Raw genomic sequence first — 18,460 nt, 5'->3', positions numbered from 1 at the left:
AGCCCGCTCCCACAGGGTCATGTGCAAGCCGTTAGAAGTCTTTGCACAACCGCAACGCGTCATAGATCGCCGCGTGGGTGTTGCGCTGGGCCACACAGTCGCCAATGCGGAACAGCAAGTAGCCGTCGCCTGGTTGGCTCAGCGAAGGTTGCGGCTTGATCGCGAACAAAGCTTCGATGTCCATCTGGCCTTTGTTGCGCGAGCCTTCCTTCAGCGCGTAGTAGATTTCTTCGTCCGGACGCACGCCGTTCTCGACGACCACCTGGTCCACCACCCGCTCCTCCTTGGCGCCGGTGTACTCGTTTTCCAGCACCGCTACCAGCTTGTCGCCTTCGCGGTAGACCTTCTCCAGCATCATGTCGCCGGTCATGATCACTTCTTTCGGGTACATGCTGCGGTAGTACGTCGGGAACGACGTGCCGCCAATGGCCACGCCCGGTTTGATGTCGTCTGTGACGATCTCGACCTGGCTGCCCTTGTCGGCAAGGAAGTCGGCGGTCGACATCCCGGTGAACTCGCAGATGGTGTCGTAGACCAGCACGTTTTTGCCCGGCGCGACTTTGCCGTCGAGGATGTCCCAACTGCTGACCACCAGGCCTTCAGCCGCGCCCCAATGCTCGTTCTGCTCCAGGAATGGATGACCGCCAACGGCGAGCACCACCACGTCCGGACGCAGGTCGAGAATGGTTGCCGCATCCGCCGCTACGCCCAGGCGCAGGTCGACTTTCAAACGCGCCAGCTCCAGCTGGAACCAACGGGTGATACCGGCAATCTGGTCCCGTTGCGGGGCTTTCGAAGCCGTGGTGATCTGCCCGCCGATGAATTCTTTCTTCTCGAACAGGGTCACGTCGTGGCCACGTTCAGCCGATACGCGCGCCGCTTCCATACCGGCAGGACCGGCACCGACCACCACGACTTTGCGCTTCACACCGGTCGATTTCTCGATGATGTGCGGCACGCCCATGTATTCACGGGAAGTCGCGGCGTTCTGGATGCACAAGACATCCAGGCCCTGGTACTGACGGTCGATGCAGTAGTTGGCGCCGACGCATTGCTTGATCTGGTCGACCTGGCCCATCTTGATCTTGGCGATCAGGTGCGGGTCGGCTATGTGGGCGCGGGTCATGCCGACCATGTCGACGTAACCGCCTTCCAGAATACGGGTCGCCTGGTTCGGGTCCTTGATGTTCTGCGCGTGCAGCACCGGGGCCTTCACCACTTCTTTGATTCCGGCCGCCAAGTGCAGGAATGGCTCCGGTGGATAACTCATGTTCGGAATAACGTTGGCCAAGGTGTTGTGGGTGTCGCAACCCGAGCCCACGACACCGATGAAGTCGATCATGCCGGTGTCGTCGTAGTACTTGGCGATCTGTTTCATGTCCTCGTGGGACAAGCCATCCGGGTGGAATTCGTCACCGCACAGGCGGATGCCGACGCAGAAGTCCGGACCGACTTCCTTGCGCACAGCCTTGATCACTTCCAGGCCGAAACGCATGCGATTTTCGAAGCTGCCGCCCCATTCATCGATACGTTTGTTGACTCGCGGGCTCCAGAACTGGTCGATCATGTGCTGGTGCACGGCGGACAGTTCGACGCCGTCCAGGCCACCGGCCTTGGCACGCGCCGCGGCGCTGGCGTAGTTGCCGATCACCCGCCAGATTTCTTCCGGCTCGATGGTTTTGCAGGTCGCGCGGTGCACCGGCTCACGGATGCCCGACGGCGACAGCAGCGTTGGCCAATGCTCGCCGTCCCAGCGGGAACGACGCCCCATGTGGGTAATCTGGATCATGATCTTGGCGCCATGCTTGTGCATGGCATCGGCCAGGTTCTGGAAGTGCGGAATGATCCGGTCATCGGCCAGGTTGACCGACTTCCACCAGCCTTGCGGGCTGTCGATGGCCACACTGGAAGAACCGCCGCAAATCGCCAGGCCGATCCCGCCCTTGGCTTTCTCTTCGTAATACTTGACGTACCGGTCGGTGGTCATGCCGCCGTCGGTGGCGTAGACCTCGGCGTGCGCGGTGCTGAGCACGCGGTTGCGGATGGTCAGTTTGCCGATCTGGATCGGCTGGAACATTGCTTCGAAAGCCATGGCGGGGTCCTCGACTTACAACGGCTTGACGGTGAACAAACCGTCGTCGTGGCCTTCTTCGGAGCCACCGTAGACTTGTTCGGCGACAGTGCGGATCTTGCTGCCGCGAGCAGCCAGGATCTGGTCCATGGCGCCAGCGAACCAGCCAGTGAACATGTAGTCGACCTTGCGCCCGACCTTGCCGTACACATAGACAAATGCGGAGTGTTCGAGCTTGACGCTGGCGGTGCCTTTGTCGAGGTCGATGTCCTGAATCTTGAACAGGCCCCAGCCGCGTTGCGACAGTCGCTTCATGTAGTGCTCGAACACCGCAACGCCTTCCAGGCCATGGCATTCAGCTTCTTTTTCACACCAGTGCCAGGCGGACTTGTAGCCGGCCTTGTAGAGGATTTCGGCGTAGGCGTCGGCGCCCAGTACTTCCTCGATGCCCATGTGGTTGTTGACGAAGAAATGGCGCGGCACGTACAGCATCGGCAGGGCGTCTGAGGTCCAGATACCGGTTTCGCTGTCGACTTCGATTGGCAATTGCGGGGCGATCTTGGCCATGGAAACTTAACTCCAGAAAAATTTTGGTGTTGCCCCCGACACGGACGGTCGGGGGAAAGGATTCAGAAATGCGGTGGCTTACTCGCCCCAAACGTCTTTGAGGACGTTCACCCAGTTCTCGCCCATGATCTTGCGCACCACGCGCTCGGAATGGCCGCGTTTGAGCAGGGTCTCGGTCAGGTTCGGGAACTCGCCCACGGTGCGGATGCCCAGCGGGTTGATGATCTTGCCGAAGCTGGTCAGACGGCGGGCGTAGCCCTTGTCATGGGTCAGGTATTCGAAGAAGTCCTGGCCATGGCCCTGGGTGAAGTCGGTGCCGATGCCGATGGCGTCTTCGCCGACGATGTTCATGGTGTATTCGATGGCTTCGGCGTAGTCGTCGATGGTCGAATCGATGCCCTTGGCCAGGAACGGCGCGAACATGGTCACACCGACGAATCCGCCGTGATCAGCGATGAACTTCAGCTCTTCGTCGGATTTGTTGCGCGGGTGCACTTTCAGGCCCGACGGCAGGCAGTGGGAGTAGCAGACCGGCTTCTTCGATTCGAGAATGACCTCTTCGGAGGTCTTCGAGCCGACGTGGGACAGGTCGCACATGACGCCGACGCGGTTCATCTCGGCAACGATTTCACGACCGAAACCCGACAGGCCGCCATCGCGCTCGTAGCAACCGGTACCGACCAGGTTTTGGGTGTTGTAGCACATCTGCACGATACCGACGCCCAGCTGCTTGAAGACCTCGACGTAGCCGATCTGGTCTTCAAACGCGTGAGCATTCTGGAAGCCAAAGAGGATGCCGGTCTTGCCCTGCTCCTTGGCCTTGCGGATATCGGCGGTGGTGCGCACCGGAATCACCAGGTCGCTGTTCTCGCGGATCAGCTTCTGGCTGGCGGCAATGTTGTTGACAGTGGCCTGGAAGCCCTCCCACACCGACACGGTGCAGTTGGCCGCAGTCAGACCGCCCTTGCGCATGTCTTCAAACAGCTCGCGGTTCCACTTGGCAATAATCAGCCCGTCGATAACGATGCTGTCGGCGTGCAATTCGGCTGGGCTCATCAGGCTGTCCCCTATTAGCGATTCATGCGCCGAATCGTGTGCCGGCGCTTTGGGGCCAGCATATGCCTCGGTGCAGGGGCAGCCGGGTGCAAAAACGACAGGGGGTTTGCCGAAAGCGTCAATCCGCGACAAAGGGTCGTCAACAGGCATCATTGCCTACCTATCCAACGCCGCCCGCTTGGGCCAGAATTCGCCGCATCACTGGATGTTTTACTGGATGCATTACCGGATTTAAGGGGCGGCGGCGCAATGAAATCGATTTTCCTGGCTTTGGCACTGATAGCGACTGGCGTACAAGCAGCTGAAGAGGCCGACGACAACCCCTGCGACGCCGTCGAAAACGAAATCCAGACTTTGGAATGCTCGGCCTACAGCAGAACCACCGCCGAACAGCTGCTGAGCGACAACTACCAAAGCCTGACCGAGCGCATGCAAACGCTTTACGGCAACAACAAGGCGCAACTGACCGACATCACCGCCAAAATCAAGACCGCGCAACAGCAATGGCTGAAAACCCGGGATGCCGATTGCGCGGTGGAAGCGTTCCCGGCGACGAGCGGTAGCAAGGCGTTCACCATTGCGCAGAACGATTGCGTGGCGCGCATGAGTGACGAGCGGTCGGAGTTTTTGGAGTCGATTGGGCAGGAGTAAAAACATAAGAATGGAGAATTATTTGATCCCCCACGAAGTAGTGAGCCGCATCGTCGATGGAGCACTCCCCATTCGCGCCTGGCGCGAACACCTGAACCTTACGCAGGATGAAGTTGCCAAGCGCATGGGCATTTCCCAACCGGCTTTCGCCCAGCAAGAAACGGTCGCCAAGCCCCGCAAGGCAACCCGTGAAAAAATTGCCGCCGCTTTTGGCATCACCGCCAACCAACTAGAGCTGTAAGCTGAACGCCAGCATCAGGAAAAGGGATCGAAATGAAAATCTGCGGCATCGAAATCAAAGGCAGCGAAGCAATCATCGCCGTGGCCTCCCTCGACGGCCTGGCCCTGAGCCATGTCGAACTGAACACCAAGAAAATTGCCCTCGACGAGGACGACGAAGCCGCCAACGTCAAAGTCTTCGCCGCTCAGGTGGCGTCGTTTGTTCGTGAGAATTCCATCGACCGGATCGCGATCAAGAAGCGCAGCAAGAAAGGCGAGTTCGCCGGTGGGCCGACTACGTTCAAGATCGAGGGGATTTTCCAGCTGCTGGAAAATTGCGAGGTGACGCTGCTGTCGCCGCAGACGATCAATGCGCAAAACAAGAAGTTCGATTTTGCACTGCCGGAGACGCTGAACAAATATCAGCATGAGGCTTACAAAGCGGCGTGTTCAGCGCTGATGAAGAAGTAACGTTTTCTCTCATCAACACAGATCATTGTGGGAGCGGGCTTGCCCGCGATGGCGGCGTGTCAGTCAACATCAACATTGAATGTGCCGGCCTCATCGCGGGCAAGCCCGCTCCCACAGGTTTCTCGGGTGTCGTCAGAATTACGCTTTAGCCGTACGTCGGTCTTCACGCGGGCAGCGCTCAAACCTCGCCCGATAACTGCGGGTGAAATACGACGGCGACTCAAACCCGCACGCGATGCTCACTTCCAGCACACTCATGTTCGTCTGACGCAGCAACTGACGCGCCTTCTCCAGCCTTAACCGCAGATAGAAATTGCTCGGTGTGTCGTTCAGATGCAGGCGAAACAGGCGTTCCAGCTGACGCCGGGTCACTTTGATCGATTCCGCCAGCTCCAGGGTACTGAGCGGCGGTTCGCTGTGCTGTTCCATCTCCCCGATCACCTGCACCAGTTTCTTGTTGCTGATGCCATACCGCGTGGCAACTTCCATGCGCTGGTGGTCTTTGCGCGGGCGGATGCGCCCGAGTACGAACTGTTCGCTGACCTGAATCGCCAGTTCCGGGCCGTGGGCCTGGCCGATGAGGTCGAGCATCAGGTCGATGGAAGCCGTGCCGCCGGCAGAGGTGATACGTCGGCGGTCGATCTCGAACAGCTCCTGGGTGACACTCAGCTGTGGATAGGACTCTTTGAAGGCGTCGATGGCTTCCCAGTGCAGGGTCAGGCGATGGCCATCGAGCAGGCCGGCTTCGGCGAGGATGAAGCTGCCGGTGTCGATGGCGCCGAGGGTCACACCTTCGTTGTCCAGACGACGCAACCAGTGCTCCAGTGCCGGAGTGGTGAACTTCAGCGGTTCGAAACCGGCGACCACCAGCAAGGTCGCGCCTTTCTTCAGGGGTTCCAGCGCCGCATCGGCGTTGACCGACATGCCGTTACTGGCCAACACCGCCCCGCCATCGGCGCTCAACACATGCCAACGGTACAACTCGCCGCGAAAGCGATTGGCGACCCGCAGCGGCTCGATCGCCGAGATAAAACCGATCGCCGAAAAACCCGGCATCAACAAGAAGTAGAAATCCTGGGACATGGAGCGCACTCGACTGGCAGGTAACGAGAGGGCGGGAAGCGTGTGGACGTTGATACGCCACTTGCAAGAGGCATTCAAGTGCGCAGGTCGCCGCAGTGCAAGAGCTGGTCGCCGCAGTGCGCTTTCACAAGGACTTTGCTGCGTAACTTGGACATCACCGGCGCATCAGACACCGGAACCCACAATAACGACCTGCCGAGGAACCCGACATGAAACGACTGATCAGCAGCTGTGTTCTTGCACTCAGCGGTACCGCTTTCTTGAGCGCCAGCGTCATGGCGGCCGAACCCGCGTCGTGCCAGAACGTGCGCATGGGCGTAGTGAACTGGACCGACGTGATCGCCACCAGCGCCATGACCCAAGTATTGCTCGACGGCCTCGGCTACAACACCAAACAGACCAGCGCCTCCCAGCAAATCATCTTCGCCGGGATTCGCGACCAGCGCCTGGACTTGTTCCTCGGTTACTGGAACCCGCTGATGACGCAGACCATTACGCCGTTTGTCGAGGCCAATCAGGTCAAAGTGCTTGAAGCGCCGAGCCTCAAGGATGCTCGCGCCACCCTCGCCGTGCCGACTTATCTCGCCGACAAAGGCCTGAAAACCTTCGCCGACATCGCCAAATTCGAAAAAGAACTGGGCGGCAAGATTTACGGCATCGAGCCTGGCTCGGGCGCCAACACCCAGATCAAGGCGATGATCGCCAAGAACCAGTTTGGCCTGGGCAAGTTCCAGCTGGTCGAGTCCAGCGAAGCCGGCATGCTGGCCGCGGTGGATCGCGCCGTGCGGCGCAAGGAAGCCGTGGTGTTCTTCGGCTGGGCCCCGCACCCGATGAACGTCAACGTGCAGATGACCTACCTCACCGGCAGCGAAGACGCCCTCGGCCCGAACGAAGGCATGGCCACCGTCTGGACGGTCACCGCGCCGAAATACGCCGAACAATGCCCGAACATTGGTCGTTTGCTAAGCAACCTGACCTACACCGCCGAAGACGAGAGCCGGATGATGCAGCCGCTGCTCGATCACAAAGACGCCTTCGAATCAGCCAAGCAATGGCTCAAGGATCACCCGCAAGACAAGCAACGCTGGCTCGAAGGCGTGACCACCTTCGATGGCAAACCGGCGGCTGAAAACCTGAAACTGACCAGTAAATAAACCTGAAATGAACCACCGATTCGCAGCCCGATGCGGGCTGCGAACGGAATCGTCACGTCCGAAGCCACACCTAAAATCACGCCTGTAAGGAATTGCCTCATGAACCACGACGTCATCATCACCTGCGCACTCACCGGTGCTGGCGACACGACCGCCAGAAGCCCACACGTGCCGGTCACCCCGAAACAAATCGCCGCGGCCGCCGTGGAAGCCGCCAAGGCTGGCGCCACCGTGGTCCACTGCCACGTTCGCGACCCGCAAACCGGCAAGTTCAGCCGTGACGTGGCGCTGTACCGCGAAGTGATGGAGCGCATCCGCGAGGCGGACGTCGACATCATCGTCAACCTCACGGCCGGTATGGGCGGCGACCTGGAAATCGGCGCGGGCGAGAACCCGATGGAGTTCGGCCCGAACACCGACCTGGTCGGCCCGCTGACCCGTCTGGCCCACGTCGAAGAACTGCTGCCGGAAATCTGCACCCTGGATTGCGGCACCCTGAACTTCGGCGACGGCGACACCATTTACGTGTCCACCCCGGCGCAACTGCGTGCTGGCGCCAAACGCATTCAAGAGCTGGGCGTGAAGGCCGAGCTGGAAATCTTCGACACCGGCCACCTGTGGTTCGCCAAGCAGATGATCAAGGAAGGCTTGCTGGACAACCCGTTGTTCCAGTTGTGCCTGGGCATCCCGTGGGGCGCGCCGGCCGACACCACCACCATGAAAGCCATGGTCGACAACCTGCCGGCCGATGCGGTCTGGGCCGGGTTCGGCATCGGTCGCATGCAAATGCCAATGGCGGCGCAAGCGGTGCTGCTCGGCGGCAACGTGCGGGTCGGTTTGGAAGACAACCTATGGCTGGACAAGGGCGTTTTGGCGACCAACGGCCAACTGGTCGAACGCGCCTCGGAAATCCTCAGCCGCCTCGGCGCCCGCGTTCTGACTCCGGCTGAAGGCCGCAAGAAAATGGGCCTGACCCAGCGCGGCTGACCAGAACCTACACCTAACCCTGTGGGAGCGGGCTTGCCCGCGATGACGGTATACCAGCCGCAGAAGATGCATTGGAAGTACTGACGTCATCGCAGGCAAGCCAGCTCCCACAGGGATCATCGAATTCTTTTAGGACGTCGCCATGAGCTTTATCACTGATATCAAAACCTTCGCCGCGCTGGGCAGCGGTGTCATCGGCAGCGGCTGGGTATCTCGTGCCCTCGCCCACGGCCTCGACGTGGTGGCCTGGGACCCGGCGCCCGGTGCCGAAGCGGCGCTGCGCAAACGCGTCGCCAATGCCTGGGGTGCACTGGAAAAACAAGGTCTGGCGCCCGGCGCGTCTCAGGATCGTCTGCGCTTTGTCGCCACCATCGAAGAATGCGTTCGTGATGCGGATTTCATTCAGGAAAGCGCCCCAGAACGACTGGACCTGAAACTGGAACTGCACAGCAAAATCAGCGCGGCAGCCAAGCCCAATGCCTTGATCGGTTCCAGCACCTCGGGGCTGTTGCCGAGCGAGTTCTACGAGAGCTCGACGCACCCGGAACGCTGCGTGGTCGGGCATCCGTTCAACCCGGTTTACCTGCTGCCATTGGTGGAAGTGGTCGGCGGCAAGAACACGGCGCCGGAAGCGGTGCAAGCGGCAATGAAAATCTATGAATCCTTGGGTATGCGCCCGCTGCATGTGCGCAAGGAAGTGCCGGGGTTTATCGCCGACCGTTTGCTCGAAGCGTTGTGGCGTGAGGCGTTGCATCTGGTCAACGACGGTGTGGCAACCACTGGCGAAATTGATGATGCGATTCGATTTGGCGCGGGCCTGCGCTGGTCATTCATGGGCACCTTCCTGACTTACACCCTGGCGGGCGGCGACGCTGGCATGCGGCACTTCATGGCGCAATTCGGGCCGGCGTTGCAGCTGCCCTGGACGTATCTGCCGGCACCGGAGCTGACCGACAAATTGATCGATGACGTGGTGGATGGCACCAGCGAGCAACTGGGCAAGCACAGCATCTCGGCGCTGGAGCGCTATCGTGATGATTGTTTGTTGGCGGTGCTGGAGGCGGTGAAAACCACCAAAGAAAAGCATGGGATGGCGTTTAGCGAATAACCCAAATATAGGGGCCAGCAGGTCTGGCCCCATCGCGGGCAAGCCCGCTCCCACAGGGATCTACTGAGTGGCATAGATTGCATATACACCTCAAATTACTGTGGGAGCGGGCTTGCCCGCGATAGCGCCAGCCCGGTCACCACACATTTTGGATCACTCATCATGCCCACCCTCACCACCTACCAAACCAGAATCATCCCCGATTGGGTCGACTACAACGGCCACTTGCGCGATGCCTTCTATCTGCTGATTTTCAGCTACGCCACCGACGCGCTGATGGATCGGCTGGGCATGGACAGCAACAACCGCGAAGCCAGCGGCAACTCGTTGTTCACCCTCGAACTGCACCTCAATTACCTGCATGAAGTGAAGCTCGATGCCGAGGTCGAAGTGCACACCCGGATCATCGGCCATGACCGCAAGCGCCTGCACCTCTACCACAGCCTGCATCTGGTAGGTGGTGACAAGGAGCTGGCGGGCAATGAACAAATGCTGCTGCACGTCGACCTCGCGGGACCGCGATCCGCACCGTTCAGCGAAGAAACCTTGAGCAAGCTGCAGGCCATTGTGACCGAGCAAGCCGACCTGCCCGCCCCCGCCTGGATCGGCCGAGTGATCGCTTTACCGCCCGAAAAATAACAAGGAGCTCGCCATGAACACCGCCGCAGCTTTTGCCGACTTCCGCACCTACCCGTTGATCAGCGCGTTGACCGCCGTGCATACCCTGGCGGACCGCATTCAAGTGACATGGGCGGACGATCGGATCAGCCCTTTTCATCATCAATGGCTACGGGACAACTGCCCGTGCCCGCAGTGCGTCTACACGGTGACCCGCGAGCAAGTGCTGGAAATCGTCGATGTCGCAGAGCACCTGATGCCTGAAAACGCCACGGTCGATGCCGAAGGCTGCCTGTGCGTCGATTGGCAGGATGGCCACCTCAGCCGCTTCGATCCGGGCTGGCTGCGGGCCCATGCCTATGACGATGAATCCCGCGCCGAACGCCAGGCCGGAAAACCGAAAGCCAGGCTTTGGCACAGCGATTTGCAGCTGCCAGTGTTCGAATACCAGGCCCTGATGGAGAACAACGACGCCTTGTTGCAATGGCTGCTGGCCGTGCGCGATATCGGCCTGACTCAAGTGCGCGGAGTACCCACCGAGCCAGGCTCGCTGAAGCTGATCGCCCAGCGGATTTCGTTCATCCGCGAGAGCAATTTCGGCGTGCTGTTCAACGTGCAATCCAAGGCCGATGCCGACAGCAATGCCTACACCGCCTTCAACCTGCCACTGCACAGCGATTTGCCGACCCGGGAGTTGCAACCGGGGCTGCAATTTCTGCATTGCCTGGTGAATGACGCCGACGGCGGCGAGAGTATTTTCGTCGACGGTTTTGCCATCGCCCAAGCTTTGCGTCAGGAAGATCCAGAGGCGTTTCAAGCCTTGTGTGAAATCCCCGTGGAGTTCCGCAACAAGGACCGTCATAGCGACTACCGTTGTCTGGCGCCGATCATCGCCCTGGACTCTTTCGGGCAGGTGTCGGAAATCCGCATGGCGAATTTTCTGCGTGGACCGTTCGATGCTTCGGTCGAGCAAATGCCCAGGCTGTATCGCGCTTACCGACGCTTCATTGCGATGACCCGCGAGGGGCGGTTCAGGCTGATGCAAAGGCTCAATCCCGGCGAGCTGTGGTGCTTCGACAACCGCCGCACCCTCCACGCCCGCAACGCCTTCGACCCCGCCACCGGTGCGCGGCATTTCCAGGGTTGCTATGTCGACCGGGATGAATTGCTGTCGCGCATTTTGGTGTTGCAACGCTAGACCGCGTCATCGTTCATCGTGGGCAAGCCACGCTCCCACAGAAACGGGGTTACCGTAGATTTGGCGAACGGCGCCAAACCTGTGGGAGCGTGGCTTGCCCGCGATGGCGTCTGCACAGGCAACATTAAACTTCTGGATTCACAGGCAAAAAAAACCCCGATCAAGCCGTGACAAGATCGGAGCTGAGGAGGGTACTGTTGAGGAGCTGTTGCGCGAGGGTGACCAAACCTTCGTGAAGCCAGCTGAGTCCAGTGTGCCCACTCCCATCATTGGCAAGTTAGCCGAAAGCGACCTGTTCATAGGTATTGCGGCCATTGCGACAAATCGTCCTTGCCGCCATCCACAGCCCCTACCAGAATCGAGCCACGACACCGTTCCCTGAAGAAGGATTGCGTCATGATGCACGCCGATTTGATTGACCAGGAAGACCTGTTGGGCCAGCTGAAATCGTTGGGTTTTCAAGTGCCGAGCGGCTCTACAGCCGAACAGGCTTGCGAGTGTGCGGTGCGAGGCTTGAACGATGAGCGGGCGATGACGCTGCGGACCATGGTCAAGCAGATGTACACCAGCAGCGCGACCATCCTGCCAGCCGTGCGCCAGGCGATCGACAAGCAATTGCTGCCCGCGTTGGCGGAGTATCAGCAAAGCCGTAGCGCCTGATAGACCCAATCGCGGGCAAGCCCGCTCCCACAGTGATTTGCGTCGTATACACAATTAACGCATCGACACAGAATCTGTGGGAGCGGGCTTGCCCGCGATGAAGGCGCCTCGGTTTAGAGCCTTACGCTGGCAAACGTCGATTCGTTGCGCGCCTGACTCAACGCCGACAGCGGCCCGGACAATGGCGACAGCACCAAGGCTTGCGGCAGCGGCATCATCGCCACTTGCTGTGTGGTGTTGGAACCCACGCGCTCGTCGCGTGGCGGAATGCCGAAGTATTCGCGGTAGCACTTGGAGAAGTGTGGCGTAGACACGAAACCACATACCGACGCCACTTCGATGATCGACATCGGCGTTTGCTTGAGCAATTGCCGAGCACGGATCAGGCGCAGTTTCAGGTAGTAACGCGACGGCGAGCAGTGCAGGTATTTCTGGAACAGCCGCTCCAGCTGACGACGCGAAACAGCGACGTACACCGCCAGTTCGTCGAGGTCGATCGGCTCTTCGAGGTTGGCTTCCATCAGCGCCACGATTTCCTGCAGTTTCGGCTGGTTGGTGCCGAGCATGTGCTTGAGCGGCACGCGCTGGTGATCCTGCTCGTTGCGGATGCGCTCGTAGACGAACATCTCCGAAATCGCGGCCGACAGTTCACGACCGTGATCGCGGCTGATCAGGTGCAGCATCATGTCCAGCGGCGCGGTGCCGCCGGAGCTGGTGAAACGGTTACGGTCGAGGGTGAACAGCCGGGTGCTCATGGCCACCCGCGGGAAAGCTTCCTGCATCGACGCCAGGCATTCCCAGTGCACGCTGCAATCGAAACCGTCCAGCAGACCGGCGCACGCCAGGGCCCAGCTGCCGGTGCAGACTGCGCCGAGGCGACGGGACTGACGCGCCTGGCTTTGCAGCCACGACACGTGCTCGCGGGTCACGGTGCGCTGAATGCCAATACCGCCGCAGACGATGATGGTGTCCAGGGGAGGCGCTTTGTGCATGGAGGCGTCGGGAGTGATCTGCAGACCGTCACTGGCCCAGACCTGACCGCCATCGACGGTGAGTGTGGTCCAGCGATACAGCTCGCGGCCGGACAATTGGTTGGCCATGCGCAGAGGTTCTACTGCGGAGGCCAGAGAAATAAGCGTGAAATTGTCCAGCAGCAAAAAGCCGATGGATTGAGGCGCACGGTTCTGGGGTTGGGCCCCGGAGTTGAACGTCGTCATCGCGGTATCTCCTCACACAAAGCGGGTGATGGCCTCAGGCGGAGGCTCTTTTTATTGCCATCGTTCTCGCGTGGGAGACGGGCTTTGTAATGACAGAGCAAATGCCATGCCTAAAATTGAATACACGTTCAATAACTCCTGAAAACGACGTCGCGATGCGTCTAGATATGGCGCGCAGAGATAAGAGGTCATAAGTGCCATTAGAGGCCGCAAACCCGCTACCCCGTTGCGTGTGAGCAAATCGGTAGCACTTGTGGGAACGGGGCTGCGGCGGGCCTGGAGAGAGTGTCACCGCAAGCACAGGTGACGGACGGTCAGGGCTGGTTTGGATCCTGGATCTGGTTGAAATGGCTTATCTGTAAGCGACGCGCCAAAACGTGGCGCATTTTGGTGCGGGTGTTCACTTGGTGCGCAGTTTTGACTGATCTGTCGCTATCGCGGGCAAGCCCGCTCCCACAGGATTTGTTGTGTGATGAAGAACTAATACGCACCACAAATCCTTGTGGGAGCGGGCTTGCCCGCGATGGGGTCAACCCGGTCTCAACACTCAACCGCGCTAACCGCCAACCCACCCCGCGATGTCTCTTTATATTTGTCGTGCATGTCGGCACCGGTATCACGCATGGTGCGGATCACCCGGTCCAGCGAGATAAAGTGCTGACCGTCGCCCCGCAGAGCCATCTGCGCCGCGTTAATCGCTTTCACCGCGGCAATCGCATTGCGCTCGATGCACGGCACTTGCACCAGTCCGCCCACGGGATCGCAGGTCAGGCCGAGGTTGTGTTCCAGGCCGATTTCCGCCGCGTTACACAGCTGCTCCGGCGTGGCCCCGAGAATCTCCGCCAACCCGGCCGCCGCCATGGCGCAGGCCGAACCGACTTCACCCTGGCAACCGACTTCAGCACCGGAGATCGAGGCGTTCTTCTTGCACAGAATCCCTACCGCCGCGGCACTGAGGAAGTAATCAACCACATTGGCGTCGGTCACCGCCTCGCTGAACTTCATGAAGTAGTGCAGTACCGCCGGAATGATCCCCGCCGCGCCGTTGGTCGGTGCCGTAACCATGCGCCCGCCGGCAGCGTTTTCTTCGTTGACCGCCAAGGCGAACAGGTTCACCCACTCCATGGCGCTCAGGGTCGAGCCGATCACGTTGGGCTTGTTCAGTTCTTGCAGGCTGCGGTGCAATTTGGCCGCGCGACGACGCACGTTCAGGCCACCGGGCAGGATGCCTTCGTGCTTGAGGCCTTGTTCTACGCAATCTTGCATCGCGCGCCAGAGTTTCATCAGGCCGGCGCGAATTTCTTCTTCGCTGCGCCAGACCTTCTCGTTAGCCATCATCAATTCGGCCACGCGCAGGTTGTGCTTCTTGCACAGACTGAGCAATTCGACGGCACTGGAGAAGTCGTAAGGCAGCACGGTGCGATCCAGATCCACCACGCCGCTGGAAGCCTGTGCTTCATCGACGACAAAACCGCCGCCGATGGAATAGTAGGTGTCGCGATGCAGCTCGCCGTGATCGCCTTCGGCAACCAGGGTCATGGCGTTGGGATGGAACGGCAGGTTCTCGTCGATCAGGCGCATGTCCCGGGCCCAGATGAACGGGACCGACAAGCGACCGTCGAGCAGTAGCGTGTTGGTTTCACGCAGGGCCTCGATGCGGATGCCGATTTGCGACGGATCGATCGCGTCCGGCCACTCGCCCATCAACCCCATGATCACCGCGTTGTCGCTGCCGTGACCGATGCCGGTGGCCGAGAGCGACCCATACAGCTGGACTTCGACGCGACACACCTGCTCCAGAAGCCCCTGCTCGCGCAAACCTTGCACGAACAGCGCCGCGGCGCGCATAGGCCCCACGGTGTGCGAACTGGAAGGGCCGATGCCGATTTTGAACAAGTCGAAAACGCTGATAGCCATTACTGCTGAACTCCTGGATGTGCCTGCTCCAGGCGCAAAAGCGCCCAGTGACGGAGCTGCTACGCTGAAGCTGCAATCCGCCGAGATGGCCGCATCATCAGGCTTTTGTCATGTCGTTCAACGTCTCACACCGACGCACTCATGCCCGCTAGCGCCGCAGGCCGCTTACGCAGTGTTTTCGCCGTTTTTTTGCGGTTCAGAGGGACAAATCGGGCTGAAAAAAGCTGTAAACGACGTCACCGACACTGGATGCGACCATCCCTGTACTGGTTACGACGCACCCTGTAGGCGTCAGATTTTCACTGGTACATGATCGTATCGACTCGATTGCAAGGCGCCGTGGTAAAGCTGTCTCCAAAACGCCATCCAACCGCAACAGATAAGTGCGGTGGTCCACAGTCGGAACACTGCCAAAAAAAACACCAAGGAGTCGCCCCTATGAAAGGTTCCCCGTCGTTGTTGTTGGCCGCCATGCTGAGTCTGCCGTTCCTGGCTCAAGCCGCAGAACCGGCCCAATGCGGCACCGTAAACTTCTCCGATGTCGGCTGGACGGACATTACCGTCACCACCGCCACCACCAGCGTCGTTCTCGATGCCCTGGGCTACAAGACCAAGACCACGATGATTTCCGTGCCGGTGACCTACAAGTCCCTGGCCGATGGCAAGAACATGGACGTGTTCCTCGGTAACTGGATGCCGACCATGGAAAACGACATCAAGGCCTACCGCGATGCCGGCACCGTGGAAACCGTGCGCGCTAATCTGGAAAACGCAAAATACACACTCGCCGTCCCCGAAGAGTTGTATAACAAAGGTCTGAAAGATTTCGCCGACATCGCCAAGTTCAAGAAAGAACTCGACGGCAAGATCTATGGCATCGAACCGGGTAACGACGGCAACCGCCTGATCCAGAGCATGATCGACAAGAACGCCTTCGGCTTGAAAGACGCCGGCTTCAAGGTGGTCGAGTCCAGCGAGGCAGGCATGCTCTCGCAAGTCGATCGCGCCCAGCGCCGCAACACTGCCGTGGTGTTCCTGGGCTGGGAGCCACACCCGATGAACACACGATTCAAGATGAAGTACCTGACCGGCGGCGACGAATTCTTCGGCCCGAACTTCGGCCAGGCGACCATCTACACAAACACCCGCAAGGGCTACGTACAGGAATGCAGCAACGTGGGTCAGTTGCTGAAAAACCTGGTGTTCACCCTCGACATGGAAAGCACGCTGATGGGCAACGTCCTGGACGACAAAATGAAGCCTGACGCGGCCGCCAAGGCCTGGCTGAAAAAGAATCCACAGGTACTCGATACCTGGCTGGCTGGCGTGACCACCATTGACGGTAAACCTGGCCTGGAGGCCGTGAAAGCCAAGCTCGCACAGTAAAATCGCTTACGCCGGGCGGGCTCGCCCGCCCGGGCTGTTTATTTCCTTGCATGCGGACGTTCACTACCATGCTGATTGATCAGAAAATACCTTTAGGCCAGTACATCGCGGGCTTCGTTGAATGGTTGACGCAACACGGCGCCAATACCTTCGACGCCATCGCCGTGTCCCTGGAAACGATGATCCACGGCGTGACTTTTGCGCTGACCTGGTTCAACCCGCTGGCATTGATCGGCCTCATCGCACTACTGGCGCACTTCATCCAACGCAAATGGGGCCTGACCGCTTTTGTCGTCATCTCCTTTCTGCTGATCCTCAATCTGGGGTACTGGCAGGAAACCATGGAAACCCTCGCCCAGGTGTTGTTCGCTACCCTGGTGTGCGTGCTGATCGGCGTGCCGTTGGGCATCGTCGCCGCGCACAAACCGATGTTCTACACAGTGATGCGGCCGGTGCTCGATCTGATGCAGACCGTGCCGACCTTCGTATACCTCATTCCTACCCTGACCCTCTTCGGTCTGGGTGTGGTCCCGGGTCTGATCTCGACGGTGGTGTTCGCGATTGCCGCGCCTATCCGCCTGACCTACCTGGGTATTCGCGATGTTCCGCAGGAATTGATGGACGCTGGCAAAGCCTTCGGCTGCTCGCGCCGTCAACTGCTTTCACGGATTGAACTGCCCCACGCCATGCCAAGCATCGCGGCCGGCATCACCCAGTGCATCATGCTGTCGTTGTCGATGGTGGTGATCGCGGCACTGGTGGGCGCCGACGGCCTGGGCAAACCCGTGGTCAACGCACTGAACACTGCTGATATCGCACTGGGCTTCGAAGCAGGCCTGGCGATCGTACTGCTGGCGATCATGCTCGACCGTATCTGCAAACAACCCGAAGCCAAAGTAGGGGGTGACGCATGAGCATTATTCGCTTCGAAGACGTGGATGTGATCTTCTCCAAGGATCCCCGCGAGGCCCTCAAACTCCTCGACCAGGGCATGACCCGCAACGAAATCCTGAAAAAGACCGGGCAAATCGTCGGTGTCGAAAAAGCCAGCCTGGACATTGAAAAAGGTGAAATCTGCGTACTGATGGGCCTGTCCGGCTCGGGCAAGTCCAGCCTGCTGCGCTGCATCAACGGTCTCAACACCGTGAGCCGTGGCAAGCTGTTCGTCGAGCACGAAGGCAAGCAGATCGACATCGCTTCCTGCACCCCGGCGGAACTGAAAATGATGCGCACCAAGCGCATCGCGATGGTGTTCCAGAAGTTCGCCCTGATGCCTTGGCTCACGGTGCGCGAAAACATCAGCTTCGGCCTGGAAATGCAGGGGCGCCCGGAGAAGGAACGGAAAAAACTGGTCGATGAAAAACTCGAACTGGTCGGCCTGACCCAGTGGCGCAACAAAAAACCCGATGAGCTCTCCGGTGGTATGCAACAGCGTGTCGGCCTGGCCCGCGCGCTGGCGATGGACGCCGATATTCTGCTGATGGACGAACCGTTCTCGGCCCTCGACCCGCTGATCCGCCAGGGACTGCAAGACGAACTGCTGGAGCTGCAACGCAAACTGAGCAAGACCATCGTGTTCGTGAGTCACGACCTCGATGAAGCCCTGAAGCTGGGCAGCCGTATCGCGATCATGAAAGATGGCCGGATCATCCAGTACAGCAAGCCGGAAGAGATCGTTCTGAACCCTGCGGACGATTACGTGCGCACCTTCGTCGCCCACACCAATCCGCTGAACGTGTTGTGCGGTCGCAGCCTGATGCGCACCCTGGACAACTGCAAACGCATCAACGGTTCGGTGTGCCTGGATCCAGGCGGCGATTCGTGGCTGGACCTGGCCGAAGGCAACACCATCAAAGGTGCACGTCAGAACGGTTCGAGCCTGGACCTGCAGAACTGGATACCAGGGCAAGCGGTTGAAGGTTTGCAGCGTCGGCCAACACTGGTGGACTCCAACATCGGCATGCGCGATGCGCTGCAGATTCGTTACCAGACCGGCAACAAACTGGTGCTGCATGACAACAACAAGGTTGTCGGGATTCTCGGCGACAGCGAGCTGTATCACGCGCTGCTCGGCAAGAACCTGGGGTAGGAAGCAGC

Annotated in this window: 17 protein-coding genes and 1 pseudogene; 12 read left to right on the top strand and 6 right to left on the bottom strand. The window is 59.7% G+C overall.

The features are described from left to right. Positions 1-31: 31 nt before the first annotated feature. From dgcA to PSH65_RS02490, 3 genes are all read right to left on the bottom strand, one after another. Positions 32-2,092 (bottom strand): dimethylglycine demethylation protein DgcA, encoded by a 2,061-nt coding sequence (gene dgcA, locus PSH65_RS02500; RefSeq protein WP_305424792.1) that lies wholly within the window; start codon positions 2,090-2,092, stop codon positions 32-34. A 15-nt stretch (positions 2,093-2,107) separates the two neighbouring features. Continuing rightward, positions 2,108-2,638 carry a DUF5943 domain-containing protein gene (locus tag PSH65_RS02495; protein ID WP_052967365.1) on the bottom strand — a complete coding sequence of 177 codons (531 nt, stop codon included), beginning with the start codon at positions 2,636-2,638 and terminating at the stop codon, positions 2,108-2,110. Between the two features lie 78 nt (positions 2,639-2,716). Further along, positions 2,717-3,694 carry a dipeptidase gene (locus tag PSH65_RS02490; RefSeq protein WP_007907542.1) on the bottom strand — a complete coding sequence of 326 codons (978 nt, stop codon included), beginning with the start codon at positions 3,692-3,694 and terminating at the stop codon, positions 2,717-2,719. A 249-nt stretch (positions 3,695-3,943) separates the two neighbouring features. On the opposite strand from PSH65_RS02490, the gene PSH65_RS02485 reads away from it, so the two are divergent. From PSH65_RS02485 to PSH65_RS02475, 3 genes and pseudogenes are all read left to right on the top strand, one after another. After that, complete coding sequence (locus PSH65_RS02485; RefSeq protein ID WP_305424790.1) at positions 3,944-4,345, top strand: lysozyme inhibitor LprI family protein; 402 nt, start codon at positions 3,944-3,946, stop codon at positions 4,343-4,345. A 7-nt stretch (positions 4,346-4,352) separates the two neighbouring features. Next, positions 4,353-4,586: pseudogene (locus tag PSH65_RS02480) on the top strand (helix-turn-helix domain-containing protein); the annotation flags it as partial. Positions 4,587-4,618: 32 nt separating this feature from the next. Beyond that, a complete protein-coding gene (locus PSH65_RS02475; RefSeq protein WP_305424789.1) occupies positions 4,619-5,035 on the top strand; it encodes a DUF3010 family protein in 417 nt (138 codons plus the stop codon). Positions 5,036-5,173: 138 nt separating this feature from the next. Here the strand turns inward: PSH65_RS02475 and PSH65_RS02470 are convergent, their stop codons facing one another. Beyond that, positions 5,174-6,118, bottom strand: coding sequence for a GlxA family transcriptional regulator (locus PSH65_RS02470; RefSeq protein WP_305424788.1), 945 nt, complete (start codon positions 6,116-6,118; stop codon positions 5,174-5,176). 209 nt (positions 6,119-6,327) lie between these two features. Here PSH65_RS02470 and PSH65_RS02465 point away from each other — a divergent pair, with 209 nt between their 5' ends. The 6 genes from PSH65_RS02465 to PSH65_RS02440 all read left to right on the top strand — a co-directional run bounded on the left by PSH65_RS02465 (position 6,328) and on the right by PSH65_RS02440 (position 11,843). After that, a complete protein-coding gene (locus PSH65_RS02465) occupies positions 6,328-7,272 on the top strand; it encodes a choline ABC transporter substrate-binding protein (protein ID WP_305424787.1) in 945 nt (314 codons plus the stop codon). Positions 7,273-7,371: 99 nt separating this feature from the next. Next, positions 7,372-8,259: a 3-keto-5-aminohexanoate cleavage protein gene (locus tag PSH65_RS02460; protein WP_305424786.1), complete on the top strand. Its 888-nt coding sequence runs from the start codon at positions 7,372-7,374 to the stop codon at positions 8,257-8,259. A 142-nt stretch (positions 8,260-8,401) separates the two neighbouring features. Next, on the top strand, positions 8,402-9,367 hold the full coding sequence (locus PSH65_RS02455) for an L-carnitine dehydrogenase (RefSeq protein WP_305424785.1): 966 nt from the start codon (positions 8,402-8,404) through the stop codon (positions 9,365-9,367). Between the two features lie 162 nt (positions 9,368-9,529). Then, on the top strand, positions 9,530-10,006 hold the full coding sequence (locus tag PSH65_RS02450) for a thioesterase family protein (RefSeq protein WP_305424784.1): 477 nt from the start codon (positions 9,530-9,532) through the stop codon (positions 10,004-10,006). Between the two features lie 13 nt (positions 10,007-10,019). Then, the gene (locus PSH65_RS02445) at positions 10,020-11,183 is read left to right on the top strand and encodes a gamma-butyrobetaine dioxygenase (RefSeq protein ID WP_305424782.1); all 1,164 of its coding nucleotides are present in this window, start codon (positions 10,020-10,022) and stop codon (positions 11,181-11,183) included. Positions 11,184-11,579: 396 nt separating this feature from the next. Continuing rightward, positions 11,580-11,843 (top strand): hypothetical protein, encoded by a 264-nt coding sequence (locus PSH65_RS02440; RefSeq protein ID WP_007937979.1) that lies wholly within the window; start codon positions 11,580-11,582, stop codon positions 11,841-11,843. Positions 11,844-11,956: 113 nt separating this feature from the next. Here PSH65_RS02440 and PSH65_RS02435 read toward each other — a convergent pair whose 3' ends face one another. Both PSH65_RS02435 and PSH65_RS02430 read right to left on the bottom strand, forming a co-directional pair. Beyond that, entirely contained in the window at positions 11,957-13,060 is a 1,104-nt protein-coding gene (locus tag PSH65_RS02435) for a GlxA family transcriptional regulator (protein ID WP_007907526.1), read from the bottom strand. 540 nt (positions 13,061-13,600) lie between these two features. Then, on the bottom strand, positions 13,601-14,977 hold the full coding sequence (locus PSH65_RS02430; protein ID WP_305424780.1) for an L-serine ammonia-lyase: 1,377 nt from the start codon (positions 14,975-14,977) through the stop codon (positions 13,601-13,603). Positions 14,978-15,415: 438 nt separating this feature from the next. On the opposite strand from PSH65_RS02430, the gene PSH65_RS02425 reads away from it, so the two are divergent. From PSH65_RS02425 to choV, 3 genes are all read left to right on the top strand, one after another. Then, on the top strand, positions 15,416-16,363 hold the full coding sequence (locus PSH65_RS02425; RefSeq protein WP_305424779.1) for a choline ABC transporter substrate-binding protein: 948 nt from the start codon (positions 15,416-15,418) through the stop codon (positions 16,361-16,363). A gap of 68 nt (positions 16,364-16,431) precedes the next feature. After that, positions 16,432-17,277 (top strand): choline ABC transporter permease subunit, encoded by an 846-nt coding sequence (choW, locus tag PSH65_RS02420; protein ID WP_305424778.1) that lies wholly within the window; start codon positions 16,432-16,434, stop codon positions 17,275-17,277. Further along, on the top strand, positions 17,274-18,452 hold the full coding sequence (choV, locus tag PSH65_RS02415; RefSeq protein ID WP_305424777.1) for a choline ABC transporter ATP-binding protein: 1,179 nt from the start codon (positions 17,274-17,276) through the stop codon (positions 18,450-18,452). The genes choW and choV overlap by 4 nt, the downstream gene beginning before the upstream one ends. Positions 18,453-18,460 lie beyond the last annotated feature (8 nt).

The organism is Pseudomonas sp. FP603 (genome assembly GCF_030687415.1).
Taxonomy (GTDB): Bacteria; Pseudomonadota; Gammaproteobacteria; order Pseudomonadales; family Pseudomonadaceae; genus Aquipseudomonas; species Aquipseudomonas wuhanensis.
Note: the sequence above shows the minus strand (reverse complement) of the source record. Positions and strands in the feature narration are given on the sequence as shown.

Coding starts and splice junctions, on each gene's coding strand:
- dgcA (WP_305424792.1), bottom strand. CDS start 2,092: ATGGCTTTCGAAGCAATGTTCCAGCCGATCCAGATCGGCAAACTGACC.
- PSH65_RS02495 (WP_052967365.1), bottom strand. CDS start 2,638: ATGGCCAAGATCGCCCCGCAATTGCCAATCGAAGTCGACAGCGAAACC.
- PSH65_RS02490 (WP_007907542.1), bottom strand. CDS start 3,694: ATGAGCCCAGCCGAATTGCACGCCGACAGCATCGTTATCGACGGGCTG.
- PSH65_RS02485 (WP_305424790.1), top strand. CDS start 3,944: ATGAAATCGATTTTCCTGGCTTTGGCACTGATAGCGACTGGCGTACAA.
- PSH65_RS02475 (WP_305424789.1), top strand. CDS start 4,619: ATGAAAATCTGCGGCATCGAAATCAAAGGCAGCGAAGCAATCATCGCC.
- PSH65_RS02470 (WP_305424788.1), bottom strand. CDS start 6,118: ATGTCCCAGGATTTCTACTTCTTGTTGATGCCGGGTTTTTCGGCGATC.
- PSH65_RS02465 (WP_305424787.1), top strand. CDS start 6,328: ATGAAACGACTGATCAGCAGCTGTGTTCTTGCACTCAGCGGTACCGCT.
- PSH65_RS02460 (WP_305424786.1), top strand. CDS start 7,372: ATGAACCACGACGTCATCATCACCTGCGCACTCACCGGTGCTGGCGAC.
- PSH65_RS02455 (WP_305424785.1), top strand. CDS start 8,402: ATGAGCTTTATCACTGATATCAAAACCTTCGCCGCGCTGGGCAGCGGT.
- PSH65_RS02450 (WP_305424784.1), top strand. CDS start 9,530: ATGCCCACCCTCACCACCTACCAAACCAGAATCATCCCCGATTGGGTC.
- PSH65_RS02445 (WP_305424782.1), top strand. CDS start 10,020: ATGAACACCGCCGCAGCTTTTGCCGACTTCCGCACCTACCCGTTGATC.
- PSH65_RS02440 (WP_007937979.1), top strand. CDS start 11,580: ATGATGCACGCCGATTTGATTGACCAGGAAGACCTGTTGGGCCAGCTG.
- PSH65_RS02435 (WP_007907526.1), bottom strand. CDS start 13,060: ATGACGACGTTCAACTCCGGGGCCCAACCCCAGAACCGTGCGCCTCAA.
- PSH65_RS02430 (WP_305424780.1), bottom strand. CDS start 14,977: ATGGCTATCAGCGTTTTCGACTTGTTCAAAATCGGCATCGGCCCTTCC.
- PSH65_RS02425 (WP_305424779.1), top strand. CDS start 15,416: ATGAAAGGTTCCCCGTCGTTGTTGTTGGCCGCCATGCTGAGTCTGCCG.
- choW (WP_305424778.1), top strand. CDS start 16,432: ATGCTGATTGATCAGAAAATACCTTTAGGCCAGTACATCGCGGGCTTC.
- choV (WP_305424777.1), top strand. CDS start 17,274: ATGAGCATTATTCGCTTCGAAGACGTGGATGTGATCTTCTCCAAGGAT.